Origin of the sequence: Pseudomonas sp. IT-232MI5 (genome assembly GCF_949767845.1) — a bacterium.
Classification (GTDB): domain Bacteria; phylum Pseudomonadota; class Gammaproteobacteria; order Pseudomonadales; family Pseudomonadaceae; genus Aquipseudomonas.
Genome location: NZ_CATKQE010000022.1, coordinates 106,540 through 121,948 on the forward strand (window position 1 = coordinate 106,540; position 15,409 = coordinate 121,948).

A 15,409-nucleotide genomic window follows, 5' to 3' on the forward strand; every position below is an offset into this window, starting at 1 on the left:
GATAGCGGTGTGTCAGTCACCGATGATTTGACTGACACACCGCTATCGCGAGCAGGCTCACTCCTACAAGGGGTCGTGTTTATTCAGGTGGTTAAGGTGTCAGGCCAGCTCTTTACGCAATTGCCGGGCGGCGGTGACCATATGCACCAGCGCCGCTTCCGTCTCCGGCCAGCCACGGGTTTTCAGGCCGCAGTCCGGGTTGACCCATAGCCGCTCGGCCGGAATACGCTTGGCAGCCTTGCGCAGCAGATTAGCCATTTCCGAAGCATCCGGAATGCGTGGCGAGTGGATGTCGTAGACGCCTGGGCCGATGTCGTTCGGGTAAGCGAACGCTTCGAAGGCCTCCAGCAATTCCATGTCGGAACGCGAGGTTTCGATGGTGATCACGTCGGCATCCATCGCCGCGATGGACTCGATCACATCGTTGAACTCGCTGTAGCACATGTGCGTGTGGATCTGCGTTTCGTCGCGCACACCAGAGGCGCACAGGCGGAACACTTCTGTCGCCCAGTCCAGATAATGCTGCCACTGCGCCTGACGCAACGGCAGACCTTCACGGAACGCCGCTTCATCGATCTGCACGATCTTGATGCCGGCGGCTTCCAGATCCACCACTTCATCACGAATCGCCAGCGCCAGTTGCCGCGCCTGCACTTCACGGCTGACGTCTTCACGCGGGAACGACCACATCAGCATGGTCACCGGCCCGGTCAACATGCCTTTCATGACCTTGTCGGTCAGGCCCTGCGCATAACGGATCCACTCCACGGTCATGGCTTTCGGGCGGCTTAGGTCGCCGAAGATCACTGCCGGTTTGACGCAACGCGAACCGTAACTCTGCACCCAGCCAAACCGGGTGAATACGTAGCCGTCGAGTTGCTCGGCGAAGTACTCGACCATGTCGTTGCGCTCGGCTTCACCGTGTACCAGCACATCGAGGCCCAGACGTTCCTGGATTTCCACCGCGTGGCGAATTTCGCTGTGCATGGCTTCGGTGTATTCGGCTTCGGTCAGCTTGCCTTGTTTGAACGACTGGCGAGCGAGGCGGATTGATGCGGTTTGCGGGAAAGAACCGATCGTCGTGGTCGGGAACAGCGGCAGATCCAGACCGGCACGCTGCTTGGCGATGCGCTGGGGAAACAGCGACTGACGCTGGCTGTCCTTGGCCGTAATCGCGGTGACACGGGCCTGAACAGCCGGTTTGTGAATGCGCGGCGAAGCGGCACGCGCAGCCTGCACCGAACGGCTTTCGGTCAGTGCGCGCAGCACTTTCGGCGCTTCGGGTTCATTGACGGCATGCGCCAGAATCGCCACTTCTTCGCACTTCTGCACAGCGAAGGCCAACCAGCTTTTCAACTCGGCATCGAGCTTGTCTTCGCGGCCCAGATCCACCGGGCTGTGCAGCAGCGAGCAGGACGGCGCCACCCACAAGCGATCACCCAAACGCTCATGGGCATGGCGCAACGTCGCCAAGGCGTTTTCCAGATCGCAACGCCAGACGTTACGCCCGTTGACCACGCCCAGGGACAACACTTTGTAGGCCGGCAGACGATCGAGAATGGTCGGATACTGCTCCGGTGCGCGCACCAGATCGATGTGCAGACCGTCGACCGGCAGGTTCGCCGCCAGACCGAGGTTTTCTTCCAGACCACCGAAGTACGTGGCGAGCAGTTTTTTCAGCGGATCACGCTGAATCTGGTTGTAGGCACGCTCGAACGCGTTCTTCCATTCCTGCGGTAGGTCGAGTACCAGAATCGGTTCGTCGATTTGTACCCACTCGACACCTTGAGCAGCGAGGCGCGCGAAGATCTGCCCATACAACGGCAGCAAGCGATCAAGCAATTCCAGCTTGTCGAATTCGGCGCCCTTGGCCTTGCCCAGCCACAGATACGTCAACGGGCCGATGATCACCGGTTTGACGTTGTGGCCCAGCGCACGGGCTTCTTCGACTTCTTCAAACAACTGATCCCAACCCAACTGGAACTGTTGATCCGCGCTGAATTCCGGGACGAGGTAGTGGTAGTTGGTGTCGAACCACTTGGTCATTTCCTGGGCGTGCGCCCCGCCGCAGCAACTGTCGCTGACGCCACGGGCCATGGCGAACAGGGTCTGCAGATTGGCTTTGCCATCGTGCGGGCGGAAGCGCTCAGGGATCACACCGAACATCAGCGAGTGCGTCAGCACCTGGTCGTACCAGGCGAAATCGCCGACCGGCAGCAATTCGATGCCAGCGTTTTTCTGCAAGTCCCAGTGGGCCTTGCGCAGCTCGCGACCGACTTCACGCAGGCCTGCCTCGTTCAGTTCTCCTTTCCAGAACGCCTCTTGCGCTTTCTTCAGTTCGCGGTCGCGACCGATGCGCGGAAATCCAAGGGAATGGGCCAGTGCCATAACAAACAACTCCAGTGTTCTGTTGATGGCGGCCATTGTCGGCAGTGGTCGCTAGTGAGACAAACTCAATTTAATCTTGATCAACACAAGTTTCCCTCATGATCAAATGATCGCAGTCTGTCTCCTGAAAACACTCCGAGATGAGAGCGTTTGGCACGGCTGAAGGTTTTTTGCGGCAGGAAACTTGTCGGCAATTCAAGCTGTTCGTCGCCATGAAGACGCCCTTTGAAAACTCGATGACGCCTCTGTGTAAACGCTCTCGAACCCGCCCCGGCAGGTCTTTGATTTCGATCTATCGTTAGATCGAAATGGCTGAATTGGCGACCGACTAAAGGTTGCGACAGCTGATGTCTGAGCCTATGTTGCACGCGAGTCTTTTCCCCGCGATTGGAACGCGATCAACACCACCAAGAGGTGAAGAAATGTCAAAGGAATCACGCCCTGCCGTACTTGGGCTGATAGGCAACACTCCGCTTGTGCAGGTCACCCGCTTTGATACCGGGCCGTGCACACTGTTTCTCAAACTTGAATCGCAGAACCCTGGGGGTTCGATCAAGGATCGCATCGGTCTGGCGATGATCGACGCCGCCGAGCGTGATGGTCGTCTGCAACCCGGCGGCACCATCGTCGAAGCCACCGCCGGCAACACCGGCCTGGGTCTGGCCCTGGTAGGCCGCGCCAAAGGCTATCGCGTGGTGCTGGTGGTACCGGACAAAATGTCCACCGAGAAAGTCCTGCACTTGAAGGCCATGGGCGCCGAAGTGCACATCACCCGCTCCGACGTCGGCAAGGGTCATCCCGAGTATTACCAGGACGTCGCCGCCCGTTTGGCAAAAGACATTCCCGGCGCGTTTTTCGCCGACCAGTTCAACAACCCGGCCAACCCGTTGGCCCACGAATGCAGCACCGCGCCGGAGATCTGGGCGCAGACCGAACATGATCTGGATGCCATCGTCGTCGGTGTCGGCTCGGCCGGCACGCTGACCGGCCTGAGCCGCTTCTTCAAACGCGTGCAGCCGGATCTGGAAATGGTCCTCGCCGACCCGGTCGGTTCGGTGATGGCGCAATACAGCCGCGATGGCTCGCTGCCGACGCCCGGCTCATGGGCCGTGGAAGGCATCGGTGAGGACTTCATTCCATCGATCACCGACCTCTCCAGCGTGCGCCACGCCTACTCGATCAGCGATGAAGAAAGCTTCGACCACGCCCGTCAGTTGCTCAAGGCCGAAGGCATTCTCGGCGGCTCCTCGACCGGCACCCTGCTCGCCGCCGCATTGCGTTATTGCCGCGAACAGACCGAGCCGAAACGTGTGGTCAGCTTTGTCTGCGACACCGGTACGCGCTATCTGTCGAAGGTCTACAACGACCAGTGGATGACCGATCAAGGCCTGTTGCAGCGCAAGGGTTACGGTGATTTGCGTGACCTGATCGCCCGCCGCTTCGAGGACGGCCGCGTGATCAGCGTCGGCCCTGACGACACCCTGCTGACCGCGTTCCAGCGCATGCGCCTGGCGGATGTTTCGCAATTGCCGGTGCTGGTGGAGGGCAAGCAACTGGTCGGCGTGATCGACGAATCCGACATCCTGCTGGCGGTGCACGAAGACGCCGCGCGCTTCAGCCAATCCGTCTCCAGCGTGATGACCGACAAACTGCAAACCCTTGCCCCTGGCGCCAGCCTTGCTGAGCTGGAAACGGTGCTCAGCCGTGGTCTCGTCGCGATCATTGCCGATGCATCGGGCTTCCATGGCCTGATCACTCGCACCGACATGCTCAACCAATTACGGAGATCCCTCGCATGAGTCAGCATGACGATAAATCCCAAGGCTTCGCGACCCGGGTGATCCACGCCGGGCAGACGCCGGACCCGACCACCGGCGCGCTGATGCCGCCGATCTACGCCAACTCCACGTACCTGCAAGACAGCCCCGGCGTGCACAAGGGTTTCGATTACGGCCGCTCGCACAACCCGACGCGTTTTGCCTTGGAACGCTGCGTGGCAGACCTGGAAGGCGGCACCCAGGCGTTTGCCTTTGCTTCCGGGCTGGCAACGATTTCCACGGTGCTCGAACTGATCGATGCCGGTTCGCACGTCATCTCCGGCAATGACTTGTACGGCGGTACGTTCCGCCTGTTCGACAAGGTCCGTCAGCGCAGTGCCGGACACCGTTTCAGCTATGTCGATCTGACTGACCTGGCGGCGTTCGAAGCGGCGCTGCAGGACGACACACGCCTGGTGATTGTCGAGTCACCGACCAACCCGCTGCTGAGCCTGTCGGACCTCGCCGCTATCGCCCGTATCTGCCGCGCTCGCGGGATCATCAGCGTGGCCGATAACACCTTTGCCAGCCCATATATTCAGCGGCCGCTGGAGTTGGGTTTCGACATCGTGCTGCACTCGACCACCAAGTATTTGAACGGCCACTCCGATGTGATCGGTGGGATCGCCGTGGTCGGCCAGAACCAGGAACTGGCCGAGAAGCTGGGCTTCTTGCAGAACGCGGTCGGTGCGATTGCCGGGCCGTTCGATGCGTTTCTGACCCTGCGCGGGGTGAAGACGCTGGCACTGCGCATGGAGCGTCATTGCAGCAATGCGCTGGATCTGGCGCAGTGGCTGGAGCAGCAGCCGCAGGTTAAACGTGTTTACTACCCGGGGCTGGCCTCGCATCCGCAGCATGAATTGGCCAAGCGCCAGATGCGTGGTTTCGGCGGGATGATTTCCGTCGACCTGAACAGTGATCTGGACGGTGCACGCCGTTTCCTTGAGAACGTGAAGATCTTCGCCCTCGCGGAAAGTCTCGGCGGCGTGGAAAGCCTGATCGAGCACCCGGCGATCATGACCCACGCGACCATTCCGGCTGATACCCGCGCAAAACTGGGGATTGGCGATGGCCTGGTGCGTCTGTCGGTGGGCGTTGAAGACGTTGAAGACCTGCGCGCCGACCTGGCGCAAGCGCTGCAATCGATCTGACCTGGCAAGAACGACAAAGCCCGCACGAAGCGGGCTTTGGTGTTCGAGTAGGCGGCCAGTGCTGGTCTCTGGCTTACAAGGTTTATCGGGCTTCCCACAGTACCGGGTCAAATTGAAAGTTAGTGCCTCGGCTGCTTCACACGGCATAAGGGCTGGATCTCAGCGCGGAGATCTTTCTAACCGTGTACCTTTCGGAGCGCGCCCCACGCCCCCTTGCTATCCGATTGCGCATCAGTCTGCGTCTTCGCCTACACCTTTGAGCCTAGCAAAGCCTCGTGGACTTGAATCAGAGTTTTTAGACTGATTTGAGCTTTGCTCAAAACGGGCAGGAAGATAAGCGCCTAAAGGCCGCCGATCCCCCCGCCCTACCGCCTCGCTATCGCGATCTATACTCAATCAGTTCGATCATGATTCTGTCGACACCCGCACGCCTGACGGTGTGCCCGTGCCTTTCGCCCACCAGACTGACCCAGGCCAATGAGTCATAACGCCAGCGAACAAGCGGCGGACGATGCCTTATCGCTTTGTGGCTGCCGGGTCATGGAGAAAACTATGAAACACAAGCTGTTGTCAGGCGTGCTTCTGGCGGTCGTGGCGACCGTGGTGGTGCCCAATGTCTGGGCTGCACAACCGCAGGCGTTGGCTTCCGATGGATCGGATCATGTCGGGGCCGGAGCGGTGGCTTCTGATGGTGCCGATCATGTCGGTGCAGGTGCGGTGGCTTCCGACGGCGCCGACCATGTCGGTGCAGGCGCGGTAGCTTCCGACGGTGCTGATCATGTCGGTGCAGGCGCCGTGGCTTCTGATGGTGCTGATCATGTCGGCGCGGGTGCGGTCGCTTCTGATGGTGCTGATCATGTCGGCGCGGGTGCTGTAGCTTCCGACGGTGCTGACCATGTCGGCGCTGGCGCAGTCGCTTCTGATGGTGCTGATCATGTCGGTGCGGGCGCAGTCGCTTCTGATGGTGCCGATCATGTCGGTGCGGGCGCAGTCGCTTCTGATGGTACCGATCATGTCGGTGCGGGCGCAGTCGCTTCTGATGGTGCCGATCATGTCGGGGCAGGCGCGGTCGCTTCTGATGGTGCCGATCATGTTGGCGCGGGTGCGGTCGCCTCTGATGGCGCCGATCATGTCGGTGCAGGCGCAGTCGCTTCAGATGGTGCCGATCATGTCGGGGCAGGCGCTGTAGCTTCCGACGGTGCTGACCATGTCGGTGCGGGCGCAGTCGCTTCTGATGGTGCCGATCATGTCGGTGCAGGCGCATTGGCGGCAGATGGCGCCGATCGCACCGGCATCAACCGGTTTGCCTATTCTCGTGTCGGCGTTGGTTCTGATCGCGTCGCCTCCGCACTGATGACCGGCAGTTATTCCGACCAGTTCAACAGTCCCCAGTAATCCTCCTTCGGCGCAACAGGCGGTTTTAGCGAGCTGCCTGTTGAGCGCCGCACTAGCACATTTGTGCTAATCGACCGGCCTGTCCGCTGGCGTTATATTCCCCCGCAACCCCCGATGTTCCTCAACGTTGCCAGTTCGCAGCGTGCGGGATCGTTGTGCCTGGAAATCAGAACAACACCAAGGAAGAAACACCATGAAACTCCCTGCAAACCTCACCAAAATCGCCGTATTCGGTGCCGTGCTGCTCAGCGTGGCCGCCTGCCAGACCGTGAAACCGACTGAAGCGAGCATGAAAGAACGCGCTCAGACGGTGATCGGTAAACCGGTGTCGAAAATCGACAACATCCGCAACGACAGCACCCTCACCTACTACACCGCGTACACCCCAGCCGGGGAATACAACTGTGAATTGCCCAGCGGCGTAATCATCGCCGTGGCCAGCATGGGCATGATGTCGCCGCCGCTGTCGTGCCTGCCGAAAGGCGCCTCGCCAATCCCGCTGCAATAACTTCTCCGCCCGGTAAAGGACTCCGTTTGCTCATGAAAATCTTGATCGCGACACTCACCCTCAGCGCCCTTTTCCTCACTGGCTGCGCCACGCCAAAACAATGGGAAGCCACTGGCGGCAGCAAAAACGATGGCATCGTCCAGGTCTCCTATGAACTGGGCCAATTCGAAAGCGGCCAGACCAGCGCCGAACAAGGCCTGACCGTCGCCGCACAACGCTGCAAGACCTGGGGCTACAAGAACGCCGAAGTGACCGGCTCGGAGAAAAACATCTGCCGCACCATGGGCCAATACAACTGCCTGCAAACCACCATCACCCAGGATTACCTGTGCAAACGCTAGACGCTTGACCCTGTAGGAGCTGTCGAGTGCAACGAGGCTGCGATCTTTTGATCTTGCTCTTCTCATCAGCATCAAAAGATCGCAGCGTGCCGCAGCTCCTACAGCCCCATGGACACCTACAAGGCATTTTCGGTGGGTTCGGGCTGGCGATCGCGCAGGGCTCGCAAGGTCGCGCGCAGTTCGGCCGGGCGTACCGGTTTGGACAGGATGGCGATGTCGCGGTCGTGCAGGGCTGCCTGGATTTTCTCGACGTCATGCCCGGTGATGATCATCGCCGGTACCGCCCAACCGCGCTGCCTGCGCACATCATCGATACATTCGATGCCGGTGGCATGGGTGCCGAGGTCATAGTCGGCGACGATGATGTCGCAGTCGGTGACCAGATCCTGAGCCGTCAACTCGGCCTGAACCACACAGCCCCAGCGCTCCAGCAACGCTGAAGTCGCCAGCAGCACATTGCGGTCATCTTCCACCAGGCACACCTTCAGCCCGGTCAGCAAACCGACTTGGCGCGCCTCATTCCGATTGACCGTTAACGGCGCTGGCGCGGCGATCGGCAACCCGTACAAAGTCACCGCCGTTCCGCGCCCAAGCCGCGAACGCAGAGTAACGCCGACACCAATCAACTCACCCAGACGCTTGACGATCGACAGCCCCAAGCCCACGCCTTCGACGTCTTTATCGCGCACTTGCCGTACCCGATAAAACTCCTCGAACACCTTGGCCTGATGCTCCTCGGCGATACCGTTGCCACGGTCATAAACCACGATTGACAGCCCTGCCCCGTGCCGACGCACACCGATCAATACCGGCCGATGCGCACCGTATTTGAAGCAGTTGGACAGTACGTTCTGCACCATGGTCGCGAGCAACGCCGGATCCGTGCGCACCCAATATTCACAGGGGCGCACATGCAATTCGACGCCGGCCCAACGCGCGGCTTCAGCGTTCTGGCGAATCAGATCCGCGAGCCATTCCCCTAAATTGAGGGTTTGCAGTTTGGGCAGAACCCGGCCGTTATCAAGGGTGTACAGATCGAGAATCGAGCGGAACAGTTGCGAAACGTTGAGCAACGAACGGTCGATATTGTCGACCAAGCGCCGTTCCTCCTCGCCCAGTCTCGACTCACGCAGACAGGCAGTAAACAGACCGATGGAATGAATCGGCTGACGCAAATCATGACTGGCCTGAGCGAGAAACCGCGACTTTTCCAGATTCGCCGCCACCGCCTCTTCGGAGGCCTTACGCGTGCGCTCCAGCAACAAGTGCGCATAGAACGGAATCACCGTGCTGGTGAGCATCAGCATCAACACCATGAACGGTTGCGCCTGCCACACCGGCGTCAGGCGATAAACACACAGCAATGCCAGCAGCGCCAGCGCCGTGGCAATCGCCAGATAGCGCGAGCCATAGCGCATGCCATTGCCGAGGTTGACCCAGATGATCACCGCGTACAGCGGCAACGCCATCTCGCCGCCCACCACCAGACCAAAGCAGGTACCGGTGTAATCATGGATCATGGCGAAAATCCGTCGCGCCGGGTAATGCCCTGGCCAGCGCGCAATCGCCTGGCGCAGGGCGATCGAGGCCAACAAAAACACAATGATGTAGGTAATGATCGGCAGGTATGTATCGAAGCGCTGGCCTGGCAAAAAACCCAGTATCAGCATGTAAACCACGGCAATACTGGCAATGATGATGCGCAGGTTGGCCTGATCGAGTTCGGTGTTTTTCTCGAACTTCATGGTTAAACGTCCTTGTGCGGCAATCGTCAGTTTCCGAATCAGCCTACAGGCAACCTTCGCGCCCGGTGCTAAGGTGCAAGCCTTGAGTAACGCCTGACCTAGGGAGGGTCATGCCATGACCTGCCGAATTATCATAGCCGACGATCACCCGCTGTTTCGCGAGGCGATGCTGCGCACGGTGCAGCGGTTGCTGCCCGAAGCCGTTATCGAAGAAGCGGGCGATCTCGACGCCGTATTGGCGCTGCTGCCTTTGGGCGAGCCGGACACATTGATTCTCGACTTGCGCTTCCCCGGGCTCACGTGTGTGAGCCAGCTCGCCGAACTGCGTCGACGCTTGCCGCGTACCACGCTGATTGTGGTGTCGATGGTCGATGATGAGTCGCTGATCAGCGAAGTCATGACCGCTGGCATTGACGGTTTTATCGGCAAAAACATTGCCCCCGATGAAATCGGTCAGGCGATTCTGGCGATTCGTGAAGGTGAGGTGCTGGTGAAGTTTGCGCCGTCCGGCTTGCTGCCGCTGGAAACCGGCGGCGCCCTTACGCCTCGTCAGCAAGACGTCCTGCGCTTGATCGCGCAAGGCAAGACCAACAAGGAAATCGCCCGTGAACTGGATATTTCCCCGTTCACGGTGCGGATTCATGTGTCTTCTTTATTACGCACACTGAACGTGCCCTCACGGGCGGCTGCCGTGAAATACGCCGGAACTCTGTAGGAGCTGCCGAAGGCTGCGATCATTTGACTTTGTTTTTTAAAAGACAAGATCAAAAGATCGCAGCCTTCGGCAGCTCCTACACGGGGCGGTGCGTTATGGATCGACTTGCGCCATCAGCTCCGGCACCGATTCCGGCCGTTTCGCATAACGCTGAGCGAGCACCGCGCAGACCATCAATTGAATCTGATGGAACAGCATCAACGGCAGAATCAACACACCAATCGTGCTACCGGCAAACAACACCTGCGCCATCGGCACACCGGTGGCCAGGCTCTTTTTCGAGCCGCAGAACAAAATGGTGATGCGATCTTCCTGGCTAAAACCGAACGCCTTGCCGAGCAGCGTCGACGCCAGCAAGACCAGCGCCAGCAGGATGCAGCAAACCACCACCAGCCCGAGCAGTTCGACTAGCGGGATCTGATGCCAGATGCCTTCGTTGACCGCTTCACTGAATGCGCCGTAGACCACCAACAGAATCGAACCCTGATCAACGAACTTCAGCCAGTTCTTGTTGCGCCCCACCCACGCGCCGATCCAGCGACGGGCGATCTGCCCGGCAATGAATGGCAGCAACAACTGCACGCTGATTTTCAGAATCGCATCCAGCGTCGATCCGCCATCACCGTGGACGTCGAGCAGCAGCGTCACCAGCAATGGCGTGAGGAAAATCCCGAACAGGCTAGAAGCTGCCGCGCTGCAGATCGCCGCCGGAATATTACCGCGCGCCAGCGAAGTGAAGGCGATCGCCGATTGCACCGTTGCCGGCAGTGCGCACAGGTAAAGCATGCCCATATACAGCTTGTCGCCGATCAACGGAGACAGCAGCGGTTTCAGCACCAGCCCGAGAATCGGGAACAGCACAAAGGTCAGGCCAAATACCAGCAAGTGCAGGCGCCAGTGCCCGGCACCGGCGATGATCGATTCGCGGGACAGTTTGGCGCCGTGCAGGAAAAACAGCAGCGCGATGGCGATGTTGGTCAGCCAGCCGAAGCCAACGGCGACCTGGCCGCTGGCCGGCAGGAAACTGGCCAGCAGTACGACGCCGATCAGCGTCAGGGTGAAGTTGTCGGGCAAAAAGCGTGGGCGAGTCATGGTCGGTTCATCCGGGGGTTGCCAGGGCGTGCCGACGACTCTAACGTGACTGCGAATTACCGACTAACGCCGAAGGGCCACAAGATGCCGCCTAAAGGACATGACAAAAGCGTTCGGCGCAGCATTCCCGGGCTGCCCAGCCTGCCGCGTCCAGTGTACGGGCGCACCGAATCGCTGCCCAATCGCGCCCTGACCCGGCGCCACAGCCACCCGTGGGTGCAGTTGTCCTATGCGATTCAGGGCGTGCTGGAAATCCAGACCAGCGCCGGCCGCTTCGTCGCCCCGCCGGAGCGCGCCGTGTGGATTCCGGCGGGCGTACCGCATCGGGTGTTCAGCTCGCCGCACACGGAAATGCGCAGCCTGTACATCGATTGCAGCGTCGCCGGGTGGGCGCTCCAGCGCTGCCATGTACTCGGCGTCAGCGATCTGCTCAGGGAGCTGATCCGCGCGTTCAGTCAGGTTCCGGTGGAGTACGACCAGAGCGGCCCGCATGGACGTCTGGCGCAAGTGATCCTCGATCAACTGGCCGAAGCGCCGCAGATCGACCTGATGCTGCCGCTGCCGCAAGACGCGCGCTTGAAGCAGATCTACCAGAGCCTTGAACAACACCCGGAACAACAGACCACGCTGAGCCACTGGAGCGAGAAGTTCGGCGTCACCGAGAAGACCCTGACCCGCCTGTTTCTGCGCGACACCGGCCTGACCTTCCGCGCCTGGCGCCAGCGCTTGCGCCTGCTCGGCGCGCTGACACCGCTGGAGAAGGGTGAACGCGTCACCGACGTCGCGCTGGCCTGCGGTTACGACTCGACATCGGCGTTTATCGCGGCGTTTCGTCAGCAGTTCGGTGAAACGCCGGGGGAGTTCTTTCGTTGATCAGCGATCCGCCAGCTCTTCCAGTAAATCCGCCGACGGCACGAAATACAGGCTACCGGTGACCGCCGTGCTGAAATCCAGCAACTTGTCGTAATTACCCGGTGGCTTGCCGACAAACATGTTTTCCAGCATCTGCTCCATCGGTTCCGGCGAGCGCGCGTAACCGATGAAGAACGTGCCGAACTCCCCTGCTCCAGGACGGCCGAACGGCATGTTGTCCCGGAGGATTTTCACTTCCTCGCCGGCTGCATTGGTGATGGTGGTCAGCGCACTGTGCGAGTTGCTCGGTTTGACCGCGTCGTCCAGTTCGATATCGGACAGTTTCGTGCGACCGATGACGCGCTCCTGCGCTTCAACGCTCAGGCCGTTCCACGCGGTCATGTTGTGCAGGTACTTTTGCACCAGCACATAACTGCCACCGCTAAAGCCCGGATCTTCGTCACCGACGATGGTGAAATTGACCGCTTTGCGTCCGACCGGGTTTTCCGTGCCGTCGACGAAACCGATGATGCTGCGCATGTCGAAATAGCGGAAACCCTGCACTTCGTCGACCACCGTCACCGCATCGCCGAGAACCGCCATGATTTGCGTGGCCAGTTCAAAACACAGGTCCATTTGATCGGCGCGAATGTGCAGCAGCAGATCGCCCGGGGTTGCCGGGGCATGTCGGCCCTCCCCGCCAAACTCGCGAAACCCGTGCAGCGACGCCGGACGCGGATGGCCGAACAGGCGATCCCAAGCGTTCGAGGAAAAGCCGCAAATGCAGGTCAGGTTGCCGGTCGGGACACGCTTGCCAACCGAGCGCACCAGCCCGGCGACATCGCCGCACCAGTCTTTGACGGTTTGCGCGGCATCAGCCCCCGCATTCAGCGTCGCAACGATGAAAATCGCGCTGCTGGTGATCGGACTGCACACCGCTTGAGGTTCGAGAATGTCGGTATTCATCGCTGGAAACATTGCTCCGTAAAAAGTGCCCGAGCAGTTAACGAGGGCGGATAGTTCGTTTTTAACGAACTGTTGCGCAGAAATAAACGATTTTTCTTTGCCGCAAACTGGTCGCTAGCATGGCCTCGTCTGACCCCAATCCAAGAATAGACAGGGAGCGTGACATGCCAGCCACCAACATCAATATCGGCGAACCATGGATGTGGGGCGCCTTCATCGTCTTCGTACTTGCCATGCTGGCATTGGACCTGTTTGTCTTCGGTGGGCGCAAGGCGCATCGGGTCTCAGTGCGCGAAGCCTTGTCTTGGGTCATCGCCTGGTGCCTGCTGGCACTGAGTTTCGCCGCCCTGCTCTGGTGGTATCTGCACGGCGCGTTCGGCGCCGAGATTGCCCGGGAAAAAACCCTCGAATTCCTCACCGGTTATCTGATCGAGCAATCGCTGTCGATCGACAACATGTTCGTCTTCGTGATGATCTTCAGCTACTTCGCCGTGCCGCCGGAGCTGCAACGGCGGGTGCTGTTGTACGGCGTGCTCGGCGCGATCGTGATGCGCGCGGTGATGATTTTTGCCGGGGTGTGGCTGGTGTCGCAGTTCGAATGGCTGCTGTATGCGTTCGGCGTGTTCCTGATCTTCACCGGGATCAAGATGCTGGTGTTTGCCGACCACCAGCCGGACCTGGACAAGAATCCGCTGCTGCGCTGGGTGCGCGGGCATATGCGCATCACCAGTGGTTTTCACGGCGAACGGTTTTTCGTCCTGCAGAACGGCGTGCGCTGGGCCACGCCGATGTTTCTGGTGCTGGTGCTGATCGAGGCCAGTGACTTGATGTTCGCGGTCGACAGCATCCCGGCGATTTTCGCCGTGACGACTGATCCGTTCATTGTGTTCACTTCGAATATCTTCGCGATCATGGGCCTGCGCGCGCTGTACTTCCTGCTGGCGGACATGGCGGACCGCTTTCACTTGCTCAAGTACGGGCTGGCGATTGTGCTGGTGTTCATCGGCGGCAAGATGGTGTTGATGCCGTGGTTGCACATGCCGGTGGAATGGTCGTTGGCGGTGGTGGGCGGGGTCATCCTGAGTTCGGTTCTGCTGAGTCTGGTGATGACTAGAGAAACCGAACGCAGCACGGAATGACACACCACAAAACCTTGTAGGAGTGAGCCTGCTCGCGATAGCGGTCTGTCAAACGACGCGATGTTGACTGATCTGGCGCTATCGCGAGCAGGCTCACTCCTACAGGGGGAGCGGTGTTACTTATCGGACTTGATGTTGGTCCACACGCGGGTGCGTACACGCTCAAGTTTTTGCGGCAACGGCTGCACGACGTAGAGGTTTTTCAGCGCTTCCGGGGTCGGTGTCAGGTTCGGGTTATCAGTGATTTCCTTGTTGATCAGCGGCATCGAATCCTTGTTCGCATTCGGGTAGCCGAGGAAGTCGCTGATCGGCGCAATCACTTTCGGGTCGAGCAAGGTGTTGAGGAATTCATGCGCCTCGGCGACGTTCTTCGCGCTCTTCGGAATGGCGAATGTGTCGAACCAGATCGGCGCGCCTTCCTTCGGCAAGCGCCAGTCGACCACCACGCCGTTTTTCGCCTCTTTGGCGCGATTGCCGAACTGGTAGAAGCTGCCGGAATAACCGATGGCCACGCAAATATCGCCGTTGGCGATGTCAGTCATGTATTTGGCCGAGTTGAAGTAAGTCACGTACGGGCGAACCTTGAGCATCAGCTCCTTGGCTTTCTCATAGTCGGCGGGGTTCTGGCTGTTCGGGTCGAGGCCCAGATAATGCAGGGCCAGCGGCAGGATTTCCGTCGGCGAATCAAGCATCGCCACGCCGCAGGATTTGAGCTTTTCCATGTTCTCCGGCTTGAACACCAGATCCCAACTGTCCACCGGCGCGTTGTCGCCCAGTGCCGCTTTGACTTTGGCCGGGTTGAAGCCGATCAGCACGGTGCCGACCATGTAAGGCACGCCGTACTGGTTGCCCGGATCGTTCTTGCCCAGCAGTTTCAACAGTTCCGGGTCCTGGTGGCTCCAGTTCGGCAGTTTGGATTTATCCAGTTTCTGAAACACGCCTGCCTTGATCTGCGTTTCAAGGAACTGGTTCGACGGCACCACCAGGTCGTAGCCGGAGTTGCCGGTCAGCAGTTTGGCTTCGAGGGATTCGTTGGTGTCGAAGGTATCCCAAGTCACTTTGATGCCGCTTTTTGCGGCGAAATCCTTGGGCACGGACGGCAGGATGTAATCCGCCCAGTTGTACACGCGCAGTTCGCGTTGCTCAGCCTGGACCGCGCCGGCCAACAGCGACAGCCCACACACAGTGGCACCCAGAATGCGTTTCATCGTGACCATGGTTGTTCCCCAAAAGGCAGCGTGAGTTCGATGGTTTTTATGTTCTGTACACGGCAGCGGCTGTAAAGGTAGCCAAGGGTAAA

15 protein-coding genes are annotated in these 15,409 nt (G+C 59.7%); 9 read left to right on the forward strand and 6 right to left on the reverse strand.

Going from position 1 to position 15,409, the window contains the following annotated elements; all coding sequences use genetic code 11:
• Window positions 1-99: 99 nt before the first annotated feature.
• Window positions 100-2,388 carry a 5-methyltetrahydropteroyltriglutamate--homocysteine S-methyltransferase gene (gene metE / locus ACM6JQ_RS13775; RefSeq protein ID WP_414894003.1) on the reverse strand — a complete coding sequence of 763 codons (2,289 nt, stop codon included), beginning with the start codon at window positions 2,386-2,388 and terminating at the stop codon, window positions 100-102.
• Between the two features lie 422 nt (window positions 2,389-2,810).
• Between metE and ACM6JQ_RS13780 the strand changes: the two genes are divergently transcribed.
• Both ACM6JQ_RS13780 and ACM6JQ_RS13785 read left to right on the forward strand, forming a co-directional pair.
• Entirely contained in the window at window positions 2,811-4,187 is a 1,377-nt protein-coding gene (locus ACM6JQ_RS13780) for a pyridoxal-phosphate dependent enzyme (RefSeq protein WP_095111476.1), read from the forward strand.
• On the forward strand, window positions 4,184-5,356 hold the full coding sequence (locus tag ACM6JQ_RS13785; RefSeq protein WP_007918059.1) for a cystathionine gamma-synthase: 1,173 nt from the start codon (window positions 4,184-4,186) through the stop codon (window positions 5,354-5,356). Before ACM6JQ_RS13780 ends, ACM6JQ_RS13785 begins: the two co-directional genes overlap by 4 nt.
• Before the next feature lie 570 nt (window positions 5,357-5,926).
• Here the strand turns inward: ACM6JQ_RS13785 and ACM6JQ_RS13790 are convergent.
• A complete protein-coding gene (locus tag ACM6JQ_RS13790; protein WP_414894004.1) occupies window positions 5,927-6,253 on the reverse strand; it encodes a hypothetical protein in 327 nt (108 codons plus the stop codon).
• Here ACM6JQ_RS13790 and ACM6JQ_RS13795 point away from each other — a divergent pair.
• The 4 genes from ACM6JQ_RS13795 (at window position 6,252) to yecR (ending at window position 7,600) form a co-directional block, all read left to right on the forward strand.
• On the forward strand, window positions 6,252-6,545 hold the full coding sequence (locus ACM6JQ_RS13795; protein WP_414894005.1) for a hypothetical protein: 294 nt from the start codon (window positions 6,252-6,254) through the stop codon (window positions 6,543-6,545). The genes ACM6JQ_RS13790 and ACM6JQ_RS13795 overlap by 2 nt on opposite strands.
• An 18-nt stretch (window positions 6,546-6,563) precedes the next feature.
• Complete coding sequence (locus ACM6JQ_RS13800; protein ID WP_414894006.1) at window positions 6,564-6,710, forward strand: hypothetical protein; 147 nt, start codon at window positions 6,564-6,566, stop codon at window positions 6,708-6,710.
• A 234-nt stretch (window positions 6,711-6,944) separates the two neighbouring features.
• Entirely contained in the window at window positions 6,945-7,259 is a 315-nt protein-coding gene (locus tag ACM6JQ_RS13805) for a hypothetical protein (RefSeq protein WP_414894007.1), read from the forward strand.
• 32 nt (window positions 7,260-7,291) lie between these two features.
• Window positions 7,292-7,600 carry a YecR family lipoprotein gene (gene yecR, locus ACM6JQ_RS13810; protein WP_123374976.1) on the forward strand — a complete coding sequence of 103 codons (309 nt, stop codon included), beginning with the start codon at window positions 7,292-7,294 and terminating at the stop codon, window positions 7,598-7,600.
• A 116-nt stretch (window positions 7,601-7,716) separates the two neighbouring features.
• On the opposite strand, the gene ACM6JQ_RS13815 is transcribed toward yecR, so the two are convergent.
• Window positions 7,717-9,345 (reverse strand): hybrid sensor histidine kinase/response regulator, encoded by a 1,629-nt coding sequence (locus ACM6JQ_RS13815; protein ID WP_007949861.1) that lies wholly within the window; start codon window positions 9,343-9,345, stop codon window positions 7,717-7,719.
• Window positions 9,346-9,460: 115 nt separating this feature from the next.
• On the opposite strand from ACM6JQ_RS13815, the gene ACM6JQ_RS13820 reads away from it, so the two are divergent.
• The gene (locus ACM6JQ_RS13820) at window positions 9,461-10,060 is read left to right on the forward strand and encodes a LuxR C-terminal-related transcriptional regulator (protein ID WP_414894008.1); all 600 of its coding nucleotides are present in this window, start codon (window positions 9,461-9,463) and stop codon (window positions 10,058-10,060) included.
• A 93-nt stretch (window positions 10,061-10,153) separates the two neighbouring features.
• Here ACM6JQ_RS13820 and ACM6JQ_RS13825 read toward each other — a convergent pair whose 3' ends face one another.
• Entirely contained in the window at window positions 10,154-11,152 is a 999-nt protein-coding gene (locus ACM6JQ_RS13825; protein ID WP_414894009.1) for a bile acid:sodium symporter family protein, read from the reverse strand.
• Between the two features lie 84 nt (window positions 11,153-11,236).
• Here ACM6JQ_RS13825 and ACM6JQ_RS13830 point away from each other — a divergent pair, with 84 nt between their 5' ends.
• The gene (locus tag ACM6JQ_RS13830) at window positions 11,237-12,025 is read left to right on the forward strand and encodes an AraC family transcriptional regulator (RefSeq protein ID WP_414894010.1); all 789 of its coding nucleotides are present in this window, start codon (window positions 11,237-11,239) and stop codon (window positions 12,023-12,025) included.
• On the opposite strand, the gene ACM6JQ_RS13835 is transcribed toward ACM6JQ_RS13830, so the two are convergent.
• Entirely contained in the window at window positions 12,026-12,970 is a 945-nt protein-coding gene (locus ACM6JQ_RS13835) for a Dyp-type peroxidase (RefSeq protein WP_038368027.1), read from the reverse strand.
• 164 nt (window positions 12,971-13,134) lie between these two features.
• On the opposite strand from ACM6JQ_RS13835, the gene ACM6JQ_RS13840 reads away from it, so the two are divergent.
• The gene (locus ACM6JQ_RS13840) at window positions 13,135-14,109 is read left to right on the forward strand and encodes a TerC family protein (protein ID WP_007910861.1); all 975 of its coding nucleotides are present in this window, start codon (window positions 13,135-13,137) and stop codon (window positions 14,107-14,109) included.
• A gap of 116 nt (window positions 14,110-14,225) precedes the next feature.
• Here ACM6JQ_RS13840 and ACM6JQ_RS13845 read toward each other — a convergent pair whose 3' ends face one another.
• Entirely contained in the window at window positions 14,226-15,326 is a 1,101-nt protein-coding gene (locus tag ACM6JQ_RS13845) for a polyamine ABC transporter substrate-binding protein (RefSeq protein ID WP_007910859.1), read from the reverse strand.
• Window positions 15,327-15,409: the final 83 nt, after the last annotated feature.